Raw genomic sequence first — 24,311 nt, 5'->3', positions numbered from 1 at the left:
GAGAGGGTGGGGTTCCGATCTGCCGCGCAGCCACGGGCGCGGTTACAGCCTCCGGTGCACCGCGAGGCCCGTGGTCCGCTTCCGTCGCGTCCCCCGCGCTTTGTTCTCCCCTCCCCTGCGCAGCGGGGGAGGGGCTGGGGGAGGGGGCCACCCCGCGGCCGCGTCCATTCCCGCCGCCCGCGCCGGTGTCCTCACCCCTACCCCTCCCGGTACGGGAGGGGTGGCGAGCCTAGGCGAGCCGGGGAGGGCTACCCGGGGAGGGCTACCCGGGGAGGGCTACCTAGGAGACCGCCGCAGCATCTCCCGCCGCATCGCCGCGCGGTCCTGCCCCACCTGCGCCGCCGCGGTCTCGTCGCGCGGCGCGGCGGCGGGGTCGTCGGGCGCCGCGGCGGCCTTCGCGCGGGCGTCGAGCTGCTCGGCGAGCTGCCGCACGGTGGCGAACTGGAAGAGGTCGATCACCGACACTTCCGTCGCCATCGCCGCGCGCAGCGCCTCCTGCACCCGCGCCAGCAGCAGCGAGTGCCCGCCGATCTCGAAGAAGTTGTCGTCCACCCCCACCGGCACCCCCAGCACCTCCTCCCACACCCGGGCCACGGCGCGCTCGGCGGCGCTCTTCGGCGCGGCCTCGGCGGGGCGCTCGGGCGCGGGGTCGGGAAGCCGGTCGCGGTCCACCTTGCCGTTCGGGGACAGCGGCAACTCGGGCACGATGACGAAGGCCGAGGGGATCATGTACTCCGGCACCCGCGCGCGGAGCCACGCCCGCAGCTCGGCCGGGCTGGGCTCGTCGCCGGCGGGAACGATCCACGCCACCAGGCGCGCCGCCGCGTCCTCGCCGCGCGCGGCCACCACCGCCTGGCGCACGCCGGGATCGCGCATCAGCTCCGCCTCGATCTCGCCCGGCTCGATGCGGTGGCCGCGCAGCTTCACCTGGAAGTCGATGCGGCCGAGGTACTCGAGCACCGCCGTCGCCGGGGCGGGAAGTGCGTGAGTGCGTGAGTGCACGAGTGCGGAAGTGCGTGAGTGCACGAGTGCGTGAGTGCGCTCCTCGCGCGCGGAATCCGGCGCACTTCCGCACTCACGCACTTCCGCACTTCCCGCCTCCGCCCCGCTCCGCCAGCGAACCCGGTCGCCCACGCGATACATCCGCGCGCCGGGGACGCCGGAGAACGGGTCGGGAACGAAGCGCTCGGCGGTCATCCGCGGGCGCCGGTGATAGCCGCGCGACACGCCCTCGCCGCCGATCCACAGCTCGCCGGCCACGCCGAACGGCACGGGGCGGAGATGCGCGTCGAGCACGTACATCCGCTTGTTCGGCGCGGCGCGGCCCACGAAGACGCGCTCGGCGCCGGGGGGGACGAAGTGCCAGGTCGAGTAGGTGGTGTCTTCCGTCGGCCCGTAGTAGTTCCCCACCGTCTCCAGCGTCCCCAGCGCGTGGAGCCCCTGCGCCAGCGCGGCGGGGAGCGCCTCGCCGCCCAGGTTGATGCGCCGCAGCGAGCGCGGGATCCCGCCGGTGCGCAGCAGCTCGGCGGCCGCGCTGGGCGCCATGCTGGCCAGCGCCACCGGCTCGTCCACCCCGCGCAGCGCCAGCGCGTCGCGCACCAGGACGAGGGTGCCGCCCCACGACAGCGTGCCGAAGATCTCCGCGATGGACACGTCGAAGGAGACGGAGGTCGATCCCAGCACCGCCCGCCGCTCGTCGTCCGACACGTGCCCGCGCAGCCAGTGCAGCAGGCCGACGGTGCTGCGATGCTCAATCTGCACCCCCTTCGGCCGTCCCGTCGACCCCGAGGTGTAGATCACGTACGCCAGCGTCCGCTCGTCCGCGGGGAGATCCAGCCGCGCGTCCGATTCCCCCGCGACCTCCGCCTCCCAGTCCGCGTCCACGCGCAGCACGCGGGCGCCCGTCGCGGGGAGCGAGGCCGCGAGCGAGGCGTGGGTGAGCACCACGGGCGCGCCCGACTCGGCCACCATGAAGCCGATGCGGTCGGCCGGGTAGGCGGGGTCCACGGGGACGTACGCGCCGCCCGCCTTCAGCACCGCGTAGAGCGCGACCACCAGCTCCGGCGTGCGCTCCATGCAGACGGCCACCTTCACCTCCGGCCCCACCCCCAGCGCGCGGAGCCGCCGCGCCAGCCGGTTCGCGCGCGACTCGACGGCCGCGTACGTCCAGCGCGCGCCGGCGTGGACCACGGCCGCCGCGTCCGGCGTGCGCTCCGCCTGCGCCTCGAAGAGCTGGTGGATCCCCAGGCCGCGGGGATGATCGGCCGCCGTGTCGTTCAGCGCGCGGAGGACGTACGCCTCCTCGTCCTCCCTCATCACCCGCAGCGCGGAGATGCGCTCGCCCGGCGCGCGCGTGATGGCGTCGAGCAGCACCTCGAAGTGCGCGGAGAGGCGCTCGATGGTCTCCGGATCGAACAGGTCGCGCGCGTACTCGAAGACGCCGGCCATCCGCCCGTCCGCGTGGGCGAGGGCGAGGAGGAGATCGACCTTGGCCGTGGACGTCTGCCCCTCCCGCATCTCCACCCGCAGGCCGGGGAGAGCGGGCGCGGGGGCGCCCTGCGCGTGCATGGAGAACACGACCTGGAAGAGCGGGTGCACGCTCAGGCTGCGCTCCACCTTCAGCTCCTCCACCAGCCGCTCGAAGGGGAGGTCCTGGTGCGCGTACGCGTCGACCACGCGCTCGCGCACGCGCTCCAGCAGCGCGCGGAACGTCGGGTCGCCGGAGAGGTCGGTGCGCAGCGCCAGCGTGTTGGCGAAGGTGCCGATCAGCCCCTCCGTCTCCTCCGGCACCCGCCCGGCCACCGGCGAGCCGACCACCACGTCCTCCGTCCCCGACCAGCGCGCGAGGAGCGCCTGGAAGGCGGCCAGCAGCACCATGAACGGCGTGGCGTTCTCCGCGCGGGCCAGCGCCTCGACGCGGGCGACGAGCTCCGGCGGCATGTCGAACGGGTGCGAGGCGCCGCGGAAGCTCTGCACCGGCGGGTGCGGGCGGTCGGTGGGAAGCGCCAGCGTGGCCGCGCCCTCCAGCCGCTCGCGCCACCACGCCAGCTCGCGCTCCAGCGCCTCGCCGCTCATCCGCTCGCGCTGCCAGGCGGCGTAGTCGGGATACTGGATGGCCAGCGGCGGCAGCGGATCGCCCCGCCCCTCCAGCGCGGCGGCGTAGAGCGCGCCCAGCTCGCGGAACAGCACCCCCATCGACCAGCCGTCGGAGATGATGTGGTGCATGTTCAGCAGCAGCTCGTGCTCTTCCTCCCCCAATCGCAGGAGCTGCCAGCGGATCAGCGGCCCCGCGGCCAGGTCGAACGGCGTGCGCGCCTCCGCCTCGCCGCGCCGCGCGGCTTCCGCATCGCGCTCCGACTCTCCCAGCGCGGACAGGTCGGTCACGGGAAGGGGGATGAACAGCTCCGGCGCCACCTCCTGCAATGGCGCGCCGTCGCGGAAGTGGAAGGTGGTCCGCAGCGCCTCGTGCCGCGCGACGAGGGCGTTGAGCGCGGCCTCCATCGCCCCGAGGTCGAGGCGGCCGTGGAGGCGCAGCTCCATCGGCATGTTGTAGGCGGGCCCGGCGGCGCCCATCCGCTCCACGAACCAGTAGCGCTGCTGCGCGAACGACAGCGGCGAGGTGCGCCCGCGCTCGGTGGGGACGAGCGGAGGGAGATGGGCGTCGCCGCCGCGGCGGGCGGAGGTGACGCGCTCGGCCAGCCCCGCCACCGTGGGCGCCTCGAAGAGCGCGCGGAGGGGGAGGTCCACGCCGAACGCGCGGCGGATGCGGGCGACCACCTGCGTGGCGCGCAGCGAGTGCCCGCCCAGGTCGAAGAAGTTGTCGTGCGCGCCGGGGCGGACGCCGAGCACCGCCTCCCACGCGTCGGCCACCATCCGCTCCGCGGGGGTGCGCGGCGGCACGTGCGCGGCCGTGGGCATGGCCTCGGGCTCGGGGAGCGACCGGCGGTCTACCTTCCCGCTGGGCGTCAGCGGCAGCGACGGCATCACCCGCCACGCCGTGGGCACCATGTACTCGGGGAGATTCGCCGCCAGGTGCGCGCGCAGGTCGGCGATCGACGGCGCCATCCCCGCGGCGGGAACGACGTACGCGGCCAGGCGCTTCCCCGCCCCCTCACCGCGGACGACCACGGCGGCCTGCACGACGGAGGGGTGCTCGGTGAGCGCCGCCTCGATCTCGCCCGGCTCCACGCGGAAGCCGCGGATCTTCACCTGGAAGTCGGTGCGGCCGAGGTATTCGAGTGCGAAAGTGCGAGAGTGCGAGGGTGCGAAAGTGGTTCCGTCGCGCGATGAGTCGCTTTCGCACTCTCGCACCTTCGCACTTTCGCACTCCGTCCACCGCACCCGGTCGCCCGTCCGATACAGCCGTCCGCCCGGCGCGCCGAACGGGTCGGGGACGAACTTCTGCGCGGTGAGCGAGGGGCGGCCCAGGTAGCCGCGCGCCAGGTTGGCGCCGCCCGCGTACAGCTCGCCGGGCACGCCGGCGGCGACGGGGCGCATCCGCGCGTCGAGCACGTACAGCCGCGTGTTGTCCACCGGCGCGCCGATCGGCGGGAGCGCGGCCCACGCCTCCGTGTCACCCTCCAGCAGGTGGGCGGAGATGACGTGCGTCTCCGACGGCCCGTACTGGTTCTCCAGCCGCGCCTGGGGATTGGCCGCGAAGAACGCGCGCAGCTGCGGCGTAGACCGCAGCGCCTCGCCCGCCGTGATCACCTCGCGGAGATCGGGGAGGCGCGCGTCCATCCCCTCCGCCGTCTCCGCCAGGTTCTGCAGCGCGGCGAAGGGGAGGAAGAGCCGCTCGACGCGATGCTCCCGCAGGTGCGCGATCAGCGCCTCGGCATCGCGCCGCGTGTCGTCGTCGATCAGGACGAGCGTGCCGCCGCTCGCCCACGTCGAGTAGATCTCCTGGAACGACACGTCGAACGAGAGGGACGCGAACTGCAGCGTCCGCGCGGGGGCCGTCGCGCGCGCCGCGGCGGCGTCCGCGCCGTCGCCGGTAGTCTGCGAAGGCAGACTTCGTGTGGTTGTTGCAGCGAATTCATTCGCCCCCTCCACACCGGCTCCATCCCCTTCCCCGCCGATCCCCCACCGCTCCGTCTGCCAGCGGAGGAGGTTGGCGAGCGCGCGGTGCGGGAGCGCGGCGCCCTTCGGCTTCCCCGTCGACCCCGAGGTGTAGAGGACGTAGAGGAGGTTCTCGGGATCGACCGGCACGCGCGGGTCGTCCGGCGGCTCGGCGGCGATGGCGTCGCGCTCGGCGTCGACGCGCAGCACCGCCGCGCCGCTCGCCGGCAGCCGCGCGGCCACGGCGGAGGTGGTGACGACGACCGCGGCGCGGCTGTCCGCGAGCATGTAGGCCACGCGGTCCGCGGGATAGTTCGGGTCGACCGCGACGTAGCCGCCGCCCGCCTTGAGAGTGGCCAAAGTGGCCACAACCATCTCGATCGACCGCTCCATGGCGACGGCCACGCGCGCGTCGGGGCCCATGCCCAGCCGCCGCAGCCGGTGCGCGAGGCGGTTGGCGCGCGCTTCCAGCTCGGCGTACGTCACCCGCTCGCCGCGCTGCTCGACGGCGACCGCGTCCGGCGTGCGCGCCGCCTGCGCGGAAACGAGCGCATGCACCGTCTCCGCCGCGCGCGGGCGGTCGGTGGCGTTGAAGCCGCGGACGACCTGCTCCTCTTCCTCCTGGGACAGGAAGGACAGGGTCGAGAGCGGCGCGTCGGGCGCGGCGACGGCGGCGCCGAGGAGCGCGCCGAGGTGCCGCGTCAGCCGCTCGATCGACGTCTCGTCGAAGAGCGCGGTCGCGTACTCGGCCCATCCGCCCATACCGCCGTCGGGCGACTCGGCCAGGATCAGCGTCAGGTCGAAGCGCGACGTCCCCGTCTCCACCGCGCGCGGAAGAACCTCCACCTCGCCGAGCGCGGGGACGGCGGATGCCGTCGGCGCGTTCTGCAGCGTGAGCATCACCTGGAAGAGCGGGGTGTGGCTCAGGCTGCGCTCGGTCTTCAGCTCGTCGACCAGCTTCTCGAAGGGCACGTCCTGGTGCGCGTACGCCTCGAGCGTGGTCTCGCGCACGCGGGCCAGGAGCGCACGGAAGCCCGGGTCGCGCGACACGTCGGCCCGCAGCGCCAGCGTGTTGTCGAAGAAGCCGACCAGCCGCTCCAGCTCCGGCCGCATGCGGTTGGCGATGGGCGTGCCGACGACCACGTCCTCTTCGCCCGTCAGCCGGTGGACGAGCGCGGAGAAGGCGGCCAGCAGCACCATGAACGGCGTGGCGCCCTCCTGCCGGGCCAGCGCGCGCGCGCCGGCCACCGCGTCCGCGGGGAGGGAGAAGGGGAGGAGCGCGCCGGCCAGGTCCTGCACCGCCGGCCGCGGCCGGTCGGCGGGGAGGTCGAGCACCGCGGGGATGCCGGCCAGCCTGCGGCGCCAGTACGCCGCCTGCCGCTCCAGCGCCGGGCCGCGCAGCCAGCCGCGCTGCCACGCCGCGAAGTCCGCGTACTGCACGGGGAGATCGGCGAGCGGCGACTCGTCGCCCCGCCGGAAGGCGTCGTACAGCGCCGCCAGCTCGCCGAAGAGCACCCCCGACGACCACGCGTCCGTCGCGACGTGGTGCAGGACGAGGGAGAGGACGTGATCTCCATCCCCCCGCCGCAGCAGCCGCGCGCGGAGCACCGGCCCGGTGGCCAGGTCGAACGCGCGCGTGGCCTCGTCGGCGAGGATGCGCTCCGTCTCCGCCTCTCTCTCATCTCCCTGCAGCGACGTGAGATCGGCGACGGGGAGAGGGAAGCCGGCGAACGGCTGGACCACCTGCGTGGGCGCGTCGCCGTCGTGCGCGAACACGGTGCGCAGCGGCTCGTGGCGACGGACGACCTCGCCGAGCGCGCGCTCCAGCGCGGCCACGTCGAGCGCGCCGCGCAGCTCCAGCGCCACGGGAACGTTGTACGCGGCGTTCCCCGGCTCCAGCTGGTCGATGAACCAGAGGCGCTCCTGCGCGAAGGAGAGAGGGAGCGGCCGCGCGCGGTCCGCGCGCGGGATGGGCCCGGCGGGCGCGCCTTCACCCGCCAGGCGCAGCTCGGCGATGCGGCGGGCCTGCGCGCGCAGCACGGGCGCCTCGAACACCGCGCGCAGCGGCAGCTCCACCCCGAACGCGGCCCGCACGCGCGTCACCACCTGGGTGGCGAGGAGCGAGTGGCCGCCCAGCTCGAAGAAGTCGTCGCCCGCGTGCACGGCGTCGATGGAGAGCACCTCGCGCCAGATCGCCGCCAGCAGCTCCTCGTCGGGCGTCGCGGGCGCCTCGCCGCGGGAAGCGCGCGCCGCGCCGAAGTCGGGGGACGGGAGGGCGCGGCGGTCGATCTTCCCGGTCGCCGTGCGCGGCAGCGCGTCGACGGCGACGATGGCGGAGGGGACGAGATAGGCGGGGAGCCGCGCCGACAGCTCCGCGCGCACCGCCGCCGGATCGAACGCGCCGCGGGGAACGACGTACGCCGCCAGCCGCATCGCCCCGGCGGCGTCCGCGCGCGCGGCGACCGCGCAGTCGGCGACGTTGGGGAGCGCGCGCAGGGCGGCCTCGACCTCGCCCGGCTCCACGCGCGCGCCGCGGATCTTCAGCTGGGCGTCGGCGCGGCCGAGGTAATCGAGTGCGAAAGTGCGAGGGTGCGAGGGTGCGAAAGTGGTTTCGGCGCCGTGCGGATCACCTTCGCACTCTCGCACTTTCGCACTTTCGCACTCTCGCACTTTCGCACTTTCGCACTCACGCACTTTCGTCCATCGCACCCGGTCTCCCGTGCGGTACATGCGCGCGCCGGGCGTGGCGGAGAACGGGTCGGGGACGAAGCTCGCCGCGGTCAGCGCGGGGCGGCCGAGGTAGCCGCGCGCCAGCGCGAAGCCGCCGAGATACAGCTCGCCCGGCACGCCGTCGGGCACCGGGCGCAGCGCCGCGTCCAGTACGCGCGGCTCGCGCCCGCCCACCGCCGCGCCGATCGGCATCCGCGCGGGATCGGCGTCCGCGAAGCCGGTGGGGACGGGGAAGACGGCGGCGGTGACGACGGCCTCGGTCGGCCCGTAGCCGTTCAGCAGCGCGGCGCCGCCGGGAAGGGCGTCCCACGCGCGCGCCGCGTCGGGGTGCATCGCCTCGCCGCCGGCGACGAGGAGGCGCACCGCCTGCTTCGTGGCCGCCGCGGCGTCCGCGTCGCGGACGAGCTGGTGCCAGTACGAGGTGGGGAGATTGGCGACGGTGACGCCGAGCGCCGCCAGCCGCTCCGGCAGCTCCGCCGGCGCCCACGGCTCCGCGTCGCGCACGGCCACCGACGCGCCGACGGCCAGCGGCGCCAGCACCTGCTCCAGCGACGGATCGAACGACGGCGCCGCGAAGCCGAGCACGCGGTCGTCCGCGCGCAGCCCGAACGCCTCCGCGACGGCCGCGAAGTGCGCCGCCGCCGCGCCGTGCGGTACGACCACCCCCTTCGGCGTCCCCGTCGTCCCCGACGTGTACAGCAGGTACGCGGCGGAAGCGGGATCGATCTCCTCGTCCCCCTCCCCCTCGTCCCCCGCCGCCGCGGACGCATCCACCAGCACGACGGGGAGATCAGAGGAGATGCGATCGCGGAGCGCGGGCGTGGTGACGATCGTGCGGGCGCCCGAATCCTCCAGCAGCCACGCGATGCGCTCGGCGGGAAGGGACGGGTCGAGCGGGAGATACGCGGCGCCGCTGCGCATCACCCCCAGCAGCGCCACCACCAGCTCCGGCGACCAGTCCGCATAGACGCCGACGATGGATTCCGCGCGCGCGCCGGCAGCGCGGAGATCCGCGGCCAGCGCGCCGGAGCGCGCGGCGAGCTCCGCGTACCTCATCCCCCCATCGCGCCAAGCCAGTACGGGGGCGTCCGGTGCGCGCCGCGCCCAAGCCAGGAAGCGCGCCGGCACCGTCTCGCCGCGCGCGCAGGCGGCGGAGGCGCGCTCGAGCGCCGTCTCCGCCACGCCCCGCGGCCCGGCGGCCAGCGCGGAGACCGCCGCGTCGGGCGACCCGGCGGCGCGGGCGAGGACGAGGACGAGGTGGTCCACGAGCGCCTGCGCGGTGGCCTTCTCGAACAGCGCGGTGTCGTAGTCGCAGGCCACCGCAAGCCCCTCGGCCAGGTCGTGCGCCTCGAAGGAGAGGTCGAACTTGCTGAAGCTGAGCTCCACCTCCACCGGCTCCACCTTCACCCCGGCGAAGGCGGGCGCGCCGCCGCCGGTGGCGTTGGCCAGCGAGCACATCACCTGGAACACGGGGCTGCGCGCCGGATCGCGCGGCACCTTCAGCTCCTCCACCACGCGCTCGAAGGGGAGCTCCTGGTGCTGGAATGCGTCCAGCGCGGTGTCGCGCTCGCGGCGCAGGAGCGCGCGGAACGACGGGTCGCCAGCCAGCGGCGTGCGCAGCGCCAGCGTGTTGATGAAGTAGCCGACCAGCGCCTCCGTCTCCACCCTGGTGCGGCCGGCCACGGGGGTGCCGATCACCACGTCGTCCTCGCCGCTCCAGCGGGTGAGGACCACGCGCAGCGCCGCCAGCAGCACGGCGAAGAGGGTGGCGTTCTCGGCGTGCGCCAGCTCGCGCAGCCGCTCGGTGGCCTCGCGCGGGAGCCCGGCGTAGGTGCGCGCGCCGCGGTTGCGCTGCGCGCGCGGGCGGGGATGGTCGGCCGGCAGCTCCAGCGCGGGCGGGGCGCCGTCCAGCGCGCGCCGCCAGAAGTCGATCGCGCCCTGCAGCCGCTCGCCCGACAGCTGCTCGCGCTGCCAGGCGGCGTAATCCGCGTACTGCAGCGCCGGCGGCGCGAGGGGATCGGGAAGCCCGGCGGCGAAGGCGGCGTACAGCCGCTCCATCTCGCGCTGGATCACTCCCATGCTCCACCCGTCGCTGACGATGTGATGGACGCACATCAGCAGCACGTGGTCGTCGTCGCCCAGGCGCAGCAGCCGCGCGCGGAAGAGCGGCCCCGCCTCCAGGTCGAACCCCGTGTCCATGTCGGCCTGCGCGCGCCGCGTGGCCTCGGCCACCCGCGCCTCCGGGCCGAGCCCGGACAGGTCGTCAACGGGGAGGGGGACGGGGGCGAAGGGGTGGACGACCTGCACCGCCCGCCCCTCGCGCTCGGCGAAGGTGGTGCGCAGCGACTCGTGCCGCCGCCGCAGCGCGTCGAGCGCGCGCTCCAGCGCGGAGATGTCGAGCGCGCCGCGCAGGCGCATGGCCGTGGGGATGTTCCAGGTGGGCTCGCCCGGCGCCATCCGCTCCAGCACCCACAGCCGCTGCTGCGCGAAGGAGAGCGGCGCCGTGCCGTCGGGCCGCGCCCGGGGCTGGAGCGTGCCGGGGTCGCCGGAGGACGCGGCCTGCCGGGCCATCCGCAGGCGCATCTCCAGCAGGCGGCGCTTCTCGGGCGAGAGGCCGGCCAGGCGGTCGGTCGCGTCGGCCATCGTCACCCCTCTCCCACGTCGGCGAGGGCGGCGGCCTCCTCGTCGCTCATCGCGTCCAGCTCGGCCAGCAGCGCCTGCAACTCGGCCTCACGCTGGGCGTCGATCCACGCCGCCAGGTCGCACAGGCGCGGGTGGTCGAACAGCACGCGCAGGGGAACGTCGGTCTCCAGCGCGGCCTTCACCCGCGACGCGACCTGCATGGCCAGCAGCGAGTGCCCGCCCGCCGCGAAGAACGAGTCCTCCGCGCCGACGCGGTCGATCCCCAGCACCTGCCGCCAGATCTCCGCGATGGCGCGCTCCGTCTCCGTGCGCGGCTCCACGAACTCGGCCGCCGCGGCGGGCGCGGGATCGGGAAGCGCGCGCCGGTCGATCTTCCCCCCCGCCGTCCGCGGCAGCGCGTCGACCGTGGCGAAGACCGACGGCACCATCGCCTCGGGGAGCCGAGCGCGGAGCGCCCGCGCCAGCGCGTCGGCCGCGACGGCATCCTCATCCCCCGCCACCCAGGCGACCAGGCGCTCGCCGCGCAGGGCGACGGCGGCCTCGCGCACGCCGGGGAGGGCGGCCAGCGCGGCCTCCACCTCGCCCGGCTCGATGCGGACGCCGCGGAGCTTCACCTGCGCGTCGGCGCGGCCGAGGAAGTCGAGTGCGAAAGTGCGAGGGTGCGAGGGTGCGAAAGTGGAATCGTCTCCCTCTCGCACTTTCGCACTTTCGCACTCTCGCACTTCGGTCCATCTCGCCACGTCGCCCGTGCGGTACATGCGCGCGCCGGGCGCCTCCGCGAACGGGTCGGGGAGGAACGACGCGGCGGTCCGCGCGGGGCGATGGAGATAGCCGCGCGCCAGCGCCGGGCCGGAGAGATAGAGCTCGCCGGGCGCGCCGGGGGGAACGGGCGACAGCGCGCCGTCGAGCACGTACGCGCGCAGGTTGGAGATGGGCCGCCCGAGCGGGACCATCGCCCCGCCGTCCCCGCCGAACCGGTGCGCGGCGGCGTCGATGCACGCCTCCGCCGGGCCGTAGAGGTTCACGATCTCGGCCCGGGGATGGAGATCGGCGGCGCGGCGCGCGAGGTCGGCGGGGAGCGCCTCGCCGCCGGCGAAGAGGCGGCGCAGCCGCGTCGCGCGCGCGAACGCCGGCTCGTCGACGACGGCGCGCAGCAGCGCGGGAACGAGCTGGAGGACGGTGATCCCCCGCTCCGCCGTCTCCCGCGCCAGCGCGGCGGGGTCGCGGTGCGCGTCGGGGCCGCCCATCACCAGCGTGGCGCCGGCCACGAGCGGCGCCCAGAACTCCCACACCGACGCGTCGAACGACACCGGCGTCTTCTGCAGCACGCGGTCGCCCGGGCCGAGCGGGAAGGCGTCCTGCATCCACGCGCAGTGGTTGGCCAGCGCGCGGTGCGGGATGGCCGCGCCCTTGGGCCGCCCCGTCGTCCCCGAGGTGTAGACCACGTACGCGACGTCGTCCCCATCCACCTGGGGGAGATGGAGATCCGGAGCGGGAACGATCCCGTCGATCGCCATCACCTCCGCCCCCGTCTCGGGCAGCGTCTCGGCGATGGCGGGCGTGGTGACGACGACGGCCGCGGCGGAATCCTCCAGCATCCACCGCACGCGCTCGGCGGGATACGACGGGTCGATGGGAACGTACGCCGCGCCCGCCTTCATCACCCCCAGCAGCGCCGCGGGAAGATCGGCCCCGCGCTCGAGGCAGACGGCGACCAGCGCGCCCCGCCCCACGCCTCGCGCCCGCAGCGCCGCGGCGACCGCCTGCGCGCGCGCCTCCAGCCGCGTGTAAGTCAGCGCCCCGTCGAGCGCGTCCACGGCCACGGCATCGGGCGTGTGCGCGGCCTGCGCGGCCACCCGCGCGTGCACCGGCGCGTCGGTCACGGCCAGCGCCGGCCCGCGCGACCAGGCGTCCAGCCGCTTGCGGTCCGCCGCGGTGAGCACGGAGAGATCGCCCACGCGCGCGTCCGCGGCGCCGCGGACGGCGTCGAGCGCGGCAGCGGTCGCGGCCAGGATGCGCCGCGCCGCGACGGCGTCGAAGCGCGCGGTCTCGTACGCCAGCCGCAGCTCGAAGCCGTGCGGGCCGGGGCCGCAGGTCAGCGTCAGCGCGTAGGTGCTGCGCTCCGCGCTGGGCAGCGGCGACACGCGCGGCCCCACGTCGTCGTCCGCGGGGGTGGGATAGTTCTCGAAGACCAGCAGCGACTCGAAGAGCGAGCGGTCGCGCGGCACGGCGCTCCATCCCTGCACGTCCACCAGCGACGCGTAGCCGTGCTCGCGCGCCTCGGCCTGCGCGCGGTGGATGCCGCGCAGCCACTCGCCCAGCCGCGCGCCTGCGTCCAGGCGGACGCGGGCGGGGATGGTGTTGATGAACAGCCCCACCATCCCCCCCACCTCGGCCAGCTCGGGCGGGCGGCCGGAGATGGTGGTGCCAAACGCCACGTCGTCCGCGCCGGCGAAGCGCGCCAGGACGAGCGACCAGGCGGCCTGCGCCAGCGTGGCGGGGGTGACGCCGAGCTCGCGCGCCACGGCGGCCATGCGCGCGCTGGCCTCGTCGCCCACCACGAGCGTCTCCAGCGCCTGCTCGTCGCCGCCGGCGCCGGCGCCGCTGCCGTCGAGAGGGAGCGGCGTGGGCTCGGCGAAGCCGTCGAGCGCCGCGCGCCAGAACCGCTCGTCGGCCGACGCGTCGCGCGCCTGCAGCCACGCCACGTAGGCGCGGTAGCGCGGCGCCGGCGGCAGCTGCGCGGGGTGATGGGTGATCTCGGCGCGGTACAGCCGGATCAGCTCGTCCACGACGATGGGAAACGACCAGCCGTCCATCACCAGGTGATGGAAGCCGAGGAGCATCACCGTCTCCTCGGCGCCGACGCGCGCGAGGTCGAGCCGGACCAGGGGCGCGCGCTTGAGGTCGCGGGCGGCGGCGCGGTTGGCGTCGAGGAGCGCGGCCAGCTCCGCGCGCCACTGTGCCGCGCGCGTCCAGTCGTGCCGCGAGACGGGCGGCTCGGCCACGCGGTAGACCACCTGCAGCGGCTGGGCGACGTTCTCCCACACGAAGCCGGTGCGCAGCGCGGGATGGCGCGCCACGACGCCGCGGAACGCGCGCTCCAGCGCGTCCGCGTCGACGGGCCCGTGCAGCAGCAGCGGGAACTGCTCCCAGTACGCGCCCTGCCGCAGCACGGCGTGGAAGAGCAGCCCGTGCTGCAGCGGCGACAGCGGATAAACGTCCTCTACGTTCCTGCGGTCCATCGAATCCTGTGCGTTGATACGAGGCGGTCACCCGACCCGCCGGGTGTCATCGATCGTCACTTGCGAACGTCCGGCAGCTGTGCGCCCCTCCGTTCGCCCTCTCCCCGCGCCTTAGAGCGCTCTCCCTCTCCCGTACCGGGAGAGGGCGGGGTTCCGGTCTGCCGCGCAGCCTGTGGCTCGGTCAGAGGCCCCGGTGCACCGCGGGGGCCGGAGGCCAACCGACTGCTGCTGTGCGGCCTTCCGTCCGCCCTCTCCCCGCGCCTTAGAGCGCTCTCCCTCTCCCGTACCGGGAGAGGGTGGGGTTCCGGTCTGCCGCGCCGCCCGCGGCTCGGTCAGAACCTCCGGTGCACCGCGAGGCCCGTGGGCTGCACCATCTCGGCTCCCAAGCTTTGTTCTCCCCTCCCCTGCGAAGCGGGGGAGGAGCCGGGGGAGGGGGCCACCCCGCGGCCGCGCCAATCCCCGCCGTGCGCGCAAATGTCCTCACCCCTACCCCTCCCGGTACGGGAGGGGTGGCGAGCCTAAGCGAGCCGGGGAGGGCGCCCGGGGAGGGCGAGCGAGCCGGCCCCTACTCCCCGATCTCCGCGAACAGCGCGTCGAGGCCCGCCTGGTCCAGCCCGGCGAGCGCGAAGTCCGACGGCGTGTAGCCGCCGGCCTCGGGGTGGCGGCAGTGCTCCACCAGCGCGCGCAGCTCGTCCACGAACGCGTCCGCCACGCGCTGCACCGTCTCGCGGCGGTGGATGCGCGCGCCGTAGGTCCACGTCGCCCACAGCCGCCCGTCGCCGACCGCCGCGTCCACGGCGATCAGGTGCGGACGCGGGCCGGCGGGGCTGCGGCCGTCGCCGAGGTGGCAGTCCGCGCCGGTGAGCAGCGCGTCCTCGGGCTCCGCGCCGCCATCCATCCGCCCCAGGTAGTTGAAGGAGACCTGCGGCTGCGGCCGCGCGGCCAGCTGCGCGTGGATCTCGCGGTCGTCCGACAGCCAGCGCAGCAGCCCGTGCGAGATCCCCCGCTCGGGCACCGCGCGCAGCTGCTCCTTCACCGCCTTGATCGCCTCGCCCTCGCCGCCGTCCTCCGGCAGCTCCAGCCGCACGGGGTGGATGGCGGTGAACCAGCCCACGGTGCGCGACAGGTCCACCCCGTCGAACAGGTCCTCGCGGCCGTGGCCCTCGAGGTCGACGAGGAGCGACCGGTCCCCCGTCCACCCGCGGAAGGCGCGGGCGAGCGCGGCCAGCAGCACGTCGTTGACCTGCGTCTGGTAGACGGAGGGTACGTCGTGCAGCAGCGCGTGCGTGGTCTCCTCGTCCAGCGCCACGCTGATGCGCTCCGCCTCGCCCTCGCGGTTCGACGTCTCCGCCGTGTCGACGGGGAGCGGCGCCGCGCCGCCCTGCTCCAGCCAGTACGCCGCCTGCGCGCGCACCTCGCCGCTGCTGGCGTGCTGCGCCAGCCGCTCGGCCCAGTGCTGGAACGACGTCGTCTTGGCCGGGAGACGGACCTCCTCGCCCGCCGCCAGCTGGCGGTACGCGGTCTCCAGGTCCGCCTGGACGACACCCAGCGCCACCGCGTCCATCACCAGGTGGTTGGCGATGAAGACCAGGCGCTGCGCCCCGTCCCCCATCTCCACCAGCGCCCAGCGGACGACGGGGCCGGAGGCGAGGTCGAGCGAGCGCTGCAGCGCCTCCGCCCGCGCGGTAAACGCCGCCTCCCGCTCCGCCGCGGGGACCGCGGAGAGGTCGATGGTCTCGAACGGCGTGGGATCGGAGAGATCGGCGTCCGTCTGCGACCACACGCCGTCCACCTGGCTGTACCGCATCCGCAGCGCGTCGTGGTGCGCGAGGACGGCGGCCACGGCGCGCTCCATCACCCCCGCGTCGATCTGCTGCTTTGCGTCGAACGCCGCGGCGAGGTTGAAGTGGTGCGGCTCGGGCGACCCCTGCGCGAAGAACCAGCGCTGCACCGGGGTGAGCGGCACGGGCCCGGTGACCACCCCCTGCTCGGCGGCGAAGTGCGCGGTCTCGCCCACGGCGGCAGCCAGCTCGGCCACCGTCTGGTGCACGAACAGGAGCCGCGGACTGATGCGGAGATGCGCCTGCTGCGCGCGCGCGATTACCTGGATGGAGAGGATCGAATCCCCGCCCAGCGAGAAGAAGTTGTCGTAGACGCCCACGCGGGGGACGTTCAGCACCTCGGCCCAGATCCGCGCCAGCGTCTCCTCCGCCGGCGTGCGCGGGGCCACGAACCCCTGCGTGCTCTCCAGCCGCCGCCCCTCGGGCGCGGGAAGCCGCTTGCGGTCGACCTTCCCCGCCGGCGTCAGCGGCAGCGCGTCGACGGTGACGAAGACGGTGGGGACGTAGTACTCGGGGAGATGCCCCTTCAGGAACGCGCGCACCTCGTCGACCGACGGCGCCTCGGCGACGGGGACGAGGTAGCCGACCAGCTTCTTCTCCCCCGTGTCCTCGCGCGCGGCGACCGCGGCGTCGCGGATGGCGGGATGGAGCCGCAGCGCCGCCTCGACCTCGCCGGGCTCGATGCGGAAGCCGCGCACCTTCACCTGGTCGTCGATGCGGCCCAGGAACTCCAGCACGCCGTCGGCCGCCCAGCGCACCCGGTCGCCCGTGCGGTACGCGCGCCCCTCGCCCGCGAACGGGTCGGCCACGAAGCGCTCGGCGTCCAGCTCCGGGCGGCGGTGGTAGCCCAGCGCCACGCCGTCGCCCGCGGCCCACAGCTCGCCGGGCACGCCGACGCCCGCCAGCCGCCCGCCCGCGCTCACCACGTACGCGCGCGTCCCCCCCACCGGCGTGCCGATGGGGACGATCGCGCGATCGAAGTCCTCCGCGCGGAGGGGATGGCTGGTGGTGTAGACCGTGCTCTCCGTCGGCCCGTACATGTGCAGGAGGCGGAGCCCGGGATGCGCCTCGACCACCCGCCGGGCGTGCGCGCGGGAGATGGCCTCGCCGCCGGTGAGCACCTGGTCGAGCGAGGCGAAGGTGGAGAGGTTGGTGTCCGCCACCTGGTTGAACATCCCGGTGGTCAGGAACACGACGTTCACCCGCTTCTCCACCAGCTTCCGGTCGTAGCCCGCCGCGTCGAGCAGGAAGTCGCGGTCGATGTTGACCAGCGTGCCCCCGTTCAGGAACGCGCCCCAGATCTCGAAGATCGACGCGTCGAAGAGGAGGCTGCTCTGCTGGGCGACGCGCGACTGCGGCCCGAGATCCACGTAGTCGGGGCGATGGCAGGTCCGCACGATGGAGCGGTGCGGCACGCGCACCCCCTTCGGCGTGCCCGTCGATCCCGAGGTGTAGATGATGTACGCCACCGACTCCGCGCCGAACGACGGGAGATCCTGGTCGGGTGAGAGCGATTCGATCTCCGCCCACTCGCGGTCCAGGCGGACGAGGGAGGCGTGCGGGCGCTCGCCCAGCCACGCCATCAGGTCGCCCTCGGTGAGGAAGACGCGCAGCTCCGTGTCGTCGGCGATGAAGGCCAGGCGCTCGGGCGGATACTCGGGGTCGAGCGGGACCACCGCCGCGCCCGCCCGCAGGATCCCCGCGATGGCCGCCATCACCCGCGCGCTGTTGGCGGTGACCACGCCCACGGCGTCGCCCGGCCGCACCCCCAGCCGCCCCAGCCACGCGGCGATGCGGCGCGCGTGCGCGGCCAGCTCGGCGTACGTCCATGCCGCGTCGTCGAACTCCAGCGCGACGGCGTCGGGCGTCTCCGCGGCCTGCGCCTCGAGCAGCGCGGGCAGCGTCTCGCGCGGGAAGCCGCGCTCGTTGGTCCCCCATGCCAGCAGTGTCGCGCGCTCCTCCTCGCTCACCATCTCCAGCTGCGAGACGGGGAGGTCGGGGCGGTCGCAGCCGTCCTCCAGCAGCACGCGCAGGTGCGCCACCATGCGGGCGATGGTGGACTCGTCGAACAGGTCGGTGCTGTACTCGACCATGGACGGCATGGAGTCGTTCATCTCCAGCGTCGCCCAGGTCATGTCGAACTTGCTGGCGCCGGTGTCGACCAGCACCGCCTCGCCCTCCTGGTAGAGGGAGCGGAGGTTGAGCGACCCTGCCAGCCCCTCGGCGTCGTCGAGGTGGTGCGAGCCGACGAAGGTGTGGTGGAAGTACATCACCTGGAAGAGCGGATTCCGCCCGGGGTCGCGCGGCGCGCCCACGGCGTCGACCACCATGTCGAACGGCACCTCCTGCGCGGCGTCGGCCTCCAGGATCGACGCGCGCACCTGGCGCACGACCTCGCGGAAGGTGGGGTCGCCGTCCAGCCGGGTGCGGATGGCGCCGGAGTTCACCAGGTAGCCCACCAGCGGCTCCAGCTCGGCGCGGTTGCGGTTGCCCAGCAGCGTGCCCACGACCAGGTCGTCCTGCCCGCTGTAGCGCTGCAGCAGGAGGTTGAACCCGGCCATGAACACCATGTTGATGGACGCGCCCTCCTCGCGGCCCAGGCGCCGCAGCCGGTCCACCAGCCGGCCGGGATACGTCCAGCGGTACATCGTCCCCCGGTTGCTGGAGACGGCCGGGCGGGGACGGTCGTAGGGGAGATCGAGCGCCGCGGGGGCGCCGTCGAGGTGGCGGCGCCAGAAGGCCAGCTGCTTCTCCAGCGTCTCGCCCTGCAGGTGCCGCCGCTGCCAGACCGAGTAGTCGGCGTACTGGATGGGCAGCTCGGCAAGGGGCGAGGGGAGGCCGCGGCTGAACGCGTCGTACAGCTCCTCCATGTCGCGCGACACGATCGGCATGGCCCAGCCGTCGGTGACGATGTGGTGGATGTTGAAGACCAGCAGGTAGTCGGCGTCGGACACGCGGAAGAGGCGCGCGCGGAAAAGCGGCCCGCGCTGCAGGTCGAACGGGAGCGAGCCCCAGTCGCTGGCCTTGCGGCGCACGACCGCGGCGGGTGCGTCCTGGCCGCCCGGCCCGCGCAGGTCCTCGACCTCGATGGACACGGGGTAGGGCGGCTGGACGATCTGCATGGGCTTGCCGTCGACCAGCCGGAAGACGGTGCGCAGCCCCTCGTGGCGCCGCACCACCTCGCCGAGCGCGCGCTCGAGCGTGGGCACGTCGATGCGCGCGGACACGAGCGACGCGCCGGGGATGTTGTAGAACGGGCTGCCGGGCTGGAGCTGGTCCAGGAACCAGAGCTGCTCCTGCTGGTAGCTCATCGGGTACGCGGGCCCGCCCGGCGCCTTGCCGATGGTCTCGCGTGGCGCGCGCTTCACCTCGCCGCGCAGGCGCTTCTCCAGCAGCAGGCGCTTGGCCTCGGCCAGGCGGTCGGCCTTCGCTCCCGTGGTCGTATCGCTCATCGTGTATCCTTCAGTCGTCGCTCGGATTCGCTCGAAACCCGCATCAGCCTTCGTCCTTCGTGCGGCCCTCCGGCCGCCCTCTCCCCGCGCCTTAGAGCGCTCGCCCTCTCCCGTACCGGGAGAGGGTGGGGGTGCCATCTGCCGCGCATCTGGCGGCGCGGTCAGAAGCTCCGGTGCACCGCGAGGCCCGCGGTCCGCTCCCGTCGCCTTCCCCGCGCTTTGTTCTCCCCTCCCCTGCGCAGCGGGGGAGGGGCCGGGGGAGGGGGCCACCCCGCGGCCGCGCCCATCCCCGCTGTCCGCGCCGATCTCCTCACCCCTACCCCTCCCGGTACGGGAGGGGTGGCGAGCCTAGGCGAGCCGGGGAGGGCGAGCCGGGGAGGGCCACCCACTTCCGTCACCACCCACCCGCACTGAGGTCTCCCCCTCTCCTGCTGTCGGGGCCTGCTGTCGGGGCCTGCTGTCGGCAGAGGAAGCCGGGGGGTGAGGGTCCCTACGCCAGGCTCAGGATCTCCTCCTCCGACATCTCCTCGATCTCTGCCATGATCGCGGCCTCGATCAGCTCGGCGTAGCGCGCGATGGTGGGCGCCTCGAACACCGTCTTCAGCGGCAGCTCCAGCCCCCACATCTCCCGCACGCGCGAGACGATCTGCGTGGCCAGCAGCGAGTGCCCGCCGAGCCCGAAGAAGTCGTCGTGCACGCCGATGCGGTCGATCCCCAGCAGCTCCTGCCAGAGCCCGGCGACCATCCGCTCGGCCTCGGTCTCCGGCGCGAAGTACTCCGTCTCCAGCTGCGGCCGGGCGTGCGCCGCCGCCATCGCGCCGCGCGCCTCCGTCCGCCCCGCCTCGGCGATGCGCGCGGCCACGTCGCCCGTCGACAGCAGCAGCTGCGGCTCGCCGGCGAGCGAGAGCGCGTGCGCGAAGACAGTGGCGGCCTCGTCGGCACTCATCCCGTAGCCCTGCGCCGGCTCGCCGGGCGCGTACCAGCGGTCCCACCCGAGCGACGTCCACGCGCGGCGCCCGTCCAGCGACTGGCGGTGCGCGAACGCGTCGACGAACGCGTGCGCCGCGGCGATGCGCGCGTGGCCCACCCCGCCCAGCACCGGCGTCAGCGACGACTCCAGCAGCACGTGCCGGACGTCGCGCGCGGCGAGGACGGCGGCCAGCGCCTCCAGCTCCCGCGCGAACAGGCCGAAGTCGCGCGCCCACTCGCCGGCGCTGGCGTCGCCGAGCGCCTGGAAGCCGCCAATGGCGTCCAGCGGCGGCGCCACCACCACGCCGTCGATCCGCCCGAAGCGCTGCTCCGCGGCGGCCAGCGCGTCCGCGGCCTGCGTGGCGTTATAGAGATGCGCCCGCAGCGCGAGCACCTCCGTCCCCGCCGCCTCCAGCTCGCGGACGGTCTCGATCAGCTGGCGCATGGGGTCGTCCGCCTCGCGCCGCTCGACGACCTGGTCCCAGTTCAGCCGGTCCGGGAGATCGGGATGCGCGAGCGCCAGGCGCGCGCCGCGGCGGGCCAGGTGCCGCGCCAGCAGGTCGTTGCGCCCGTCCAGCCCGCCCGCGAAGAACCACACGTCGCCCGGCTCCACCGCGGCGGCGGGCGCCGGACGCACCGCCTCGAAGCCGCGCACCCAGCGCCGCCCGCGGCGGATGGCGACGACGGCGTCGCCCGCGCCGGCCAGCGCTTCCGTGACGAGAGTCTCGGCCGCGGCGGTGTCGTACGGCAGCACGTCCACCGCCACGCAGGCGACGTTCGGGTGCTCCTCGCGCACGACGCTGCACGCGCCGGCGAGGATGGCCGCGTAGGGATCGATCGCCTCGCCGCCGGTGACGTCCTGCGCCTCGGCGGTGACGGCGACGAGCCGCGGCTTCCACTCGCGATCGTGCCCCAGCGCGGCGGCGAGAAGGGCGAGGGAGACGAAGGCGCGCCCCTCCGCGCCGGCCTCGGCGTTCGACCAGAGGTGGATCGCGTGGACGGGAGATTCGCCGCGGACGGTGTCCAGCAGCGCCGCGTAGTCCTCGCGCGCGGCGGGACGAATCGCCATCTCCCCACCGGAGACCTGCTCGAAGCGCTCGCCCGGGCGGACGAGCACGACCTCGCGCCCGCGCGCCCGCAGCGCCGCGGCGACGTCGTCCCCCAGCCGCTTGCCGTCGTGGAAGACCAGCCAGCGCGCGCCGTCGTCCGCGGCGGGACGGGCGGCGGGGGTGCGCTTCCACACCGGCGTGTAGAGCCACGCGGCGGGATCGGCCTTCTTTCCAGCGCGCGCGACGGCGGACGGCTCCTCGTCGTGCGCCGGCGCGTCGATCCAGTAGCGCTGCCGCTCCCAAGGATAGGTGGGGAGCGCGACCTTGTTGAGCCGCTCGCCCTCGTGGAAGGCGGCCCAGTCGGGGGTGATCCCCGCCAGCCAGAGCCGGCCGAGCGCGCCGAGGGCGAACGCCGTGTCCGCCGTGCGGTCGTACGGGTAGCGGACGGTGGGGATGACGGTGACGCCGCCCGCGTCCGGCCGCTGCCGCACGAAGGTGGACAGCGTCTGTCCGGGACCGACTTCGAGGAGGACGCGCCCCGGCTCCTTCAGCAGCTCGCCCACGCCGCGCTCGAACTGCACCGGCTGGCGGATGTGGCGCGCCCAGTACGCCGGATCGGTCGCCTCGGCGGCCGTGATCCACGTCCCCGTCACGTTGCTGACGAAGGGGATGGAGGGCGCGGAGAGCCGCATCCGCCCCACCATCTCGCGCACCGGCCCGACGAGCGCGTCCATCTGCGGCGAGTGGAAGGCGTGCGTCGTCTTCAGCGGCCGGGCTACGTGGCCGGCATCCGCGAGGCGGAGGCGGACGGCCTCGACGGCCTCGGGCGTCCCCGCGACGGTGCACAGCTCCGGCGCGTTGAGGGTGGCGACGGCGGCGCCCTCCGCCAGGAACGGCCGCACCGCCTCCGCCGAGAGGGGGACGGCGAGCATGGCGCCCGCGGGGAGGTCGGAGATCAGCCGCCCGCGCGCCGTCACCAGCTCCAGCGCGTCCTCCAGCGCGAACACGCCCGCGATCGTCGCCGCGGCGTACTCGCCGAGCGAATGGCCGATCACCGCGCGCGGCGCGATCCCCCAGCTCATCCACAGCTTCGCCAGGGCGTACTCGATGACGAAGACGGCGGGCTGCGCCAGCTCGGTGCGGTTCAGCCGCTCCGCGGCGGGATCGGCCTCCTCCTTCGCCAGCATCGCGCGGAGATCGAGCCCCGTGCCCGGCGCGGCCTCCGCCGGCGCGGCGCCGGGATGGATGGCGGCGAGGAGGTCGATGCCGAAGCGCGCGCGCAGGATCTCCGCGCAGCGGTCCACCTCGGCGCGGAAGACGGGCTCGGTGTCGTACAGCCCGCGCGCCATCTGCGGGTACTGGTCGCCCACGCCGGGGAAGAGGAAGGCGACGGAGCGCAGCGTCTCGTCCACCGTGCCGGAGGCGACGCGGTCGGGGTGGCGGCCCTCCAGCAGCGCCGCCGCGTCCTCGCCGTCGCGGACCACGAGCATGCGCCGGTGCTCCATCTCCCTGCGCCCGCTCTGCAGCGTGTGCGCGACATCGGCGAGGGGGAGACCGGGATGCGCGCGGAGATGCGCCGCCAGCCGCTCCGTCGCCGCGTCCAGCGCGGTCGCCGTCTTCGCGGAGAGGGTGAGGACGTGCCACCGGCGGCGCGGCCGCGACGGGCGCGGCGCCGGCGCCTCCTCCACGATCACGTGCGCGTTCGTCCCCCCGATGCCGAACGAGCTGACGCCCGCCCGGCGCGGCTCGCTTCCCCGCTCCCACGGCTCGGCCTGCGACGCGACGTAGAAGGGGGACGAGGCGAAGTCGATGTTGGGGTTGGGCGTGCGGAAGTGCGCCGTGGGCGGGATGGTGGCGTGCTCCAGCGCCAGCACGGCCTTGATGAAGCCCGCCACTCCCGCGGCAGCGTCGGTGTGGCCGATGTTGCTCTTGATGCTTCCCACCGCGCAGAAGCCGGTGCGCTCCGTCTGCGCGTGGAACGCCTCGGTCAGCGCGGCGATCTCGATGGGGTCGCCCAGCTCGGTGCCGCTGCCGTGCCCCTCCACGTAGCGGATCGACTCGGCGGGGATGCCGGAGACGGCCAGCGCCTCGCCGATCACAGCCGCCTGGCCTTCGACGGAGGGCGCGGTGAAGGCCACCTTGTGCGACCCGTCGTTGTTCACCGCGCTCCCGCGGATCACCGCGCGGATGGGATCGCCGTCGCGCAGCGCGTCTTCCAGCCGCTTGAGGACCACGGCGCCCGCGCCGTTGCCGCCCGCGGTGCCGCTCGCGTCCGCGTCGAACGCGCGGCAGCGGCCGTCGGCGCTCATGATCCCCCCCGGCGCCCACAGGTAGCCCGAGGGAGAGGGGACGGAGACGGACGCGCCGCCGGCCAGCGCCAGGTCGCACTCGTGCGCGAGCAGCGCCTGCACGGCCACGTGGATGGCGACGAGCGAGGTGGAGCAGCCGGTCTGCACGCCCACGGCGGGGCCGCGCAGGTCCAGCTTGTACGCCACGCGCGTGGAGAAGAACTCCTTGTTGCTCCCCACGTTCACGGCGAAGTAGCCCAGCGCCGCGATGACCTCGGGGCGGGTGAGGAGGTTGTGGTTGGCGTAGTGCGGCTCGCCGGCGCCGGCGTAGACGCCGACGGCGCCGGGGAAGCGCGCGGTGTCGCACCCGGCGTTCTCCAGCGCCTCCCACGCGCACTCCAGGAAGACGCGGTGCGCGGGCTCGAGCGCCTCGGCCTCGCGGGGGACGTAGCCGAAGAAGGCGGCGTCGAAGCGGTCGATGTCGCGCAGCACGCCCAGCCGCCTGACGTACGCCGGGTCGTCGAGCAGCGCGCGGGGGATGCCGGCGGCGAGCAGCTCGTCGTCGGAGAAGTCGCGGATCCCCTCGCGCCCCTCGGCGACGAGGCTCCACAGCTCGTCCAGCGACTCCGCGCCCGGGAACCGCCCCGCCATCCCTACCACGGCGATCTCGGTGCCGGTCAGCCCTCCGTCGTGCCCGTTCTCTATCACTTCAACGCTCATCGTTCGGTCACCCGTCGTCGGATGTATGTGCCTCAGTTCGGCGCGTGTGCTCAGCGCCGGGATGGCACGGAACCCAGCCGCTCGCGTCACCGGCCCCGGCGCGGCGGCGGAGCCCCTCACCCTGCGCCTTAGAGCGCAAGCCCTCTCCCGATAACGGGAGAGGGTGGTAGATCCGTCTGCCGCCCCACCTGCGGCTCGGTCACAATCTTCGGTGCACCGCGAGGCCGGGGGCAAACCGACTGCTGCTGTGCGGCCCCCGGTCTGCCCTCTCCCCGCGCCTTAGAGCGCTCGCCCTCTCCCGTACCGGGAGAGGGTGGGG

Annotated in this window: 4 protein-coding genes; all 4 read right to left on the bottom strand. The window is 74.8% G+C overall.

Annotated features, from left to right (window positions below):
- Positions 1-276: 276 nt before the first annotated feature.
- The 4 genes from VF092_09315 to VF092_09300 all read right to left on the bottom strand — a co-directional run bounded on the left by VF092_09315 (position 277) and on the right by VF092_09300 (position 23,992).
- Positions 277-10,431: an amino acid adenylation domain-containing protein gene (locus tag VF092_09315; GenBank protein HEX6747472.1), complete on the bottom strand. Its 10,155-nt coding sequence runs from the start codon at positions 10,429-10,431 to the stop codon at positions 277-279.
- Between the two features lie 2 nt (positions 10,432-10,433).
- On the bottom strand, positions 10,434-13,673 hold the full coding sequence (locus VF092_09310; protein HEX6747471.1) for an amino acid adenylation domain-containing protein: 3,240 nt from the start codon (positions 13,671-13,673) through the stop codon (positions 10,434-10,436).
- 565 nt (positions 13,674-14,238) lie between these two features.
- On the bottom strand, positions 14,239-18,966 hold the full coding sequence (locus VF092_09305) for an amino acid adenylation domain-containing protein (protein ID HEX6747470.1): 4,728 nt from the start codon (positions 18,964-18,966) through the stop codon (positions 14,239-14,241).
- Positions 18,967-19,456: 490 nt separating this feature from the next.
- Complete coding sequence (locus VF092_09300; protein HEX6747469.1) at positions 19,457-23,992, bottom strand: beta-ketoacyl synthase N-terminal-like domain-containing protein; 4,536 nt, start codon at positions 23,990-23,992, stop codon at positions 19,457-19,459.
- Between the last annotated feature and the right edge of the window lie 319 nt (positions 23,993-24,311).

This window comes from Longimicrobium sp. (genome assembly GCA_036377595.1).
Lineage (GTDB): Bacteria > Gemmatimonadota > Gemmatimonadetes > Longimicrobiales > Longimicrobiaceae > Longimicrobium.
The sequence above is the reverse complement of the archived record's forward strand: the minus strand, read 5'-3'. Positions and strand labels throughout refer to the sequence as shown.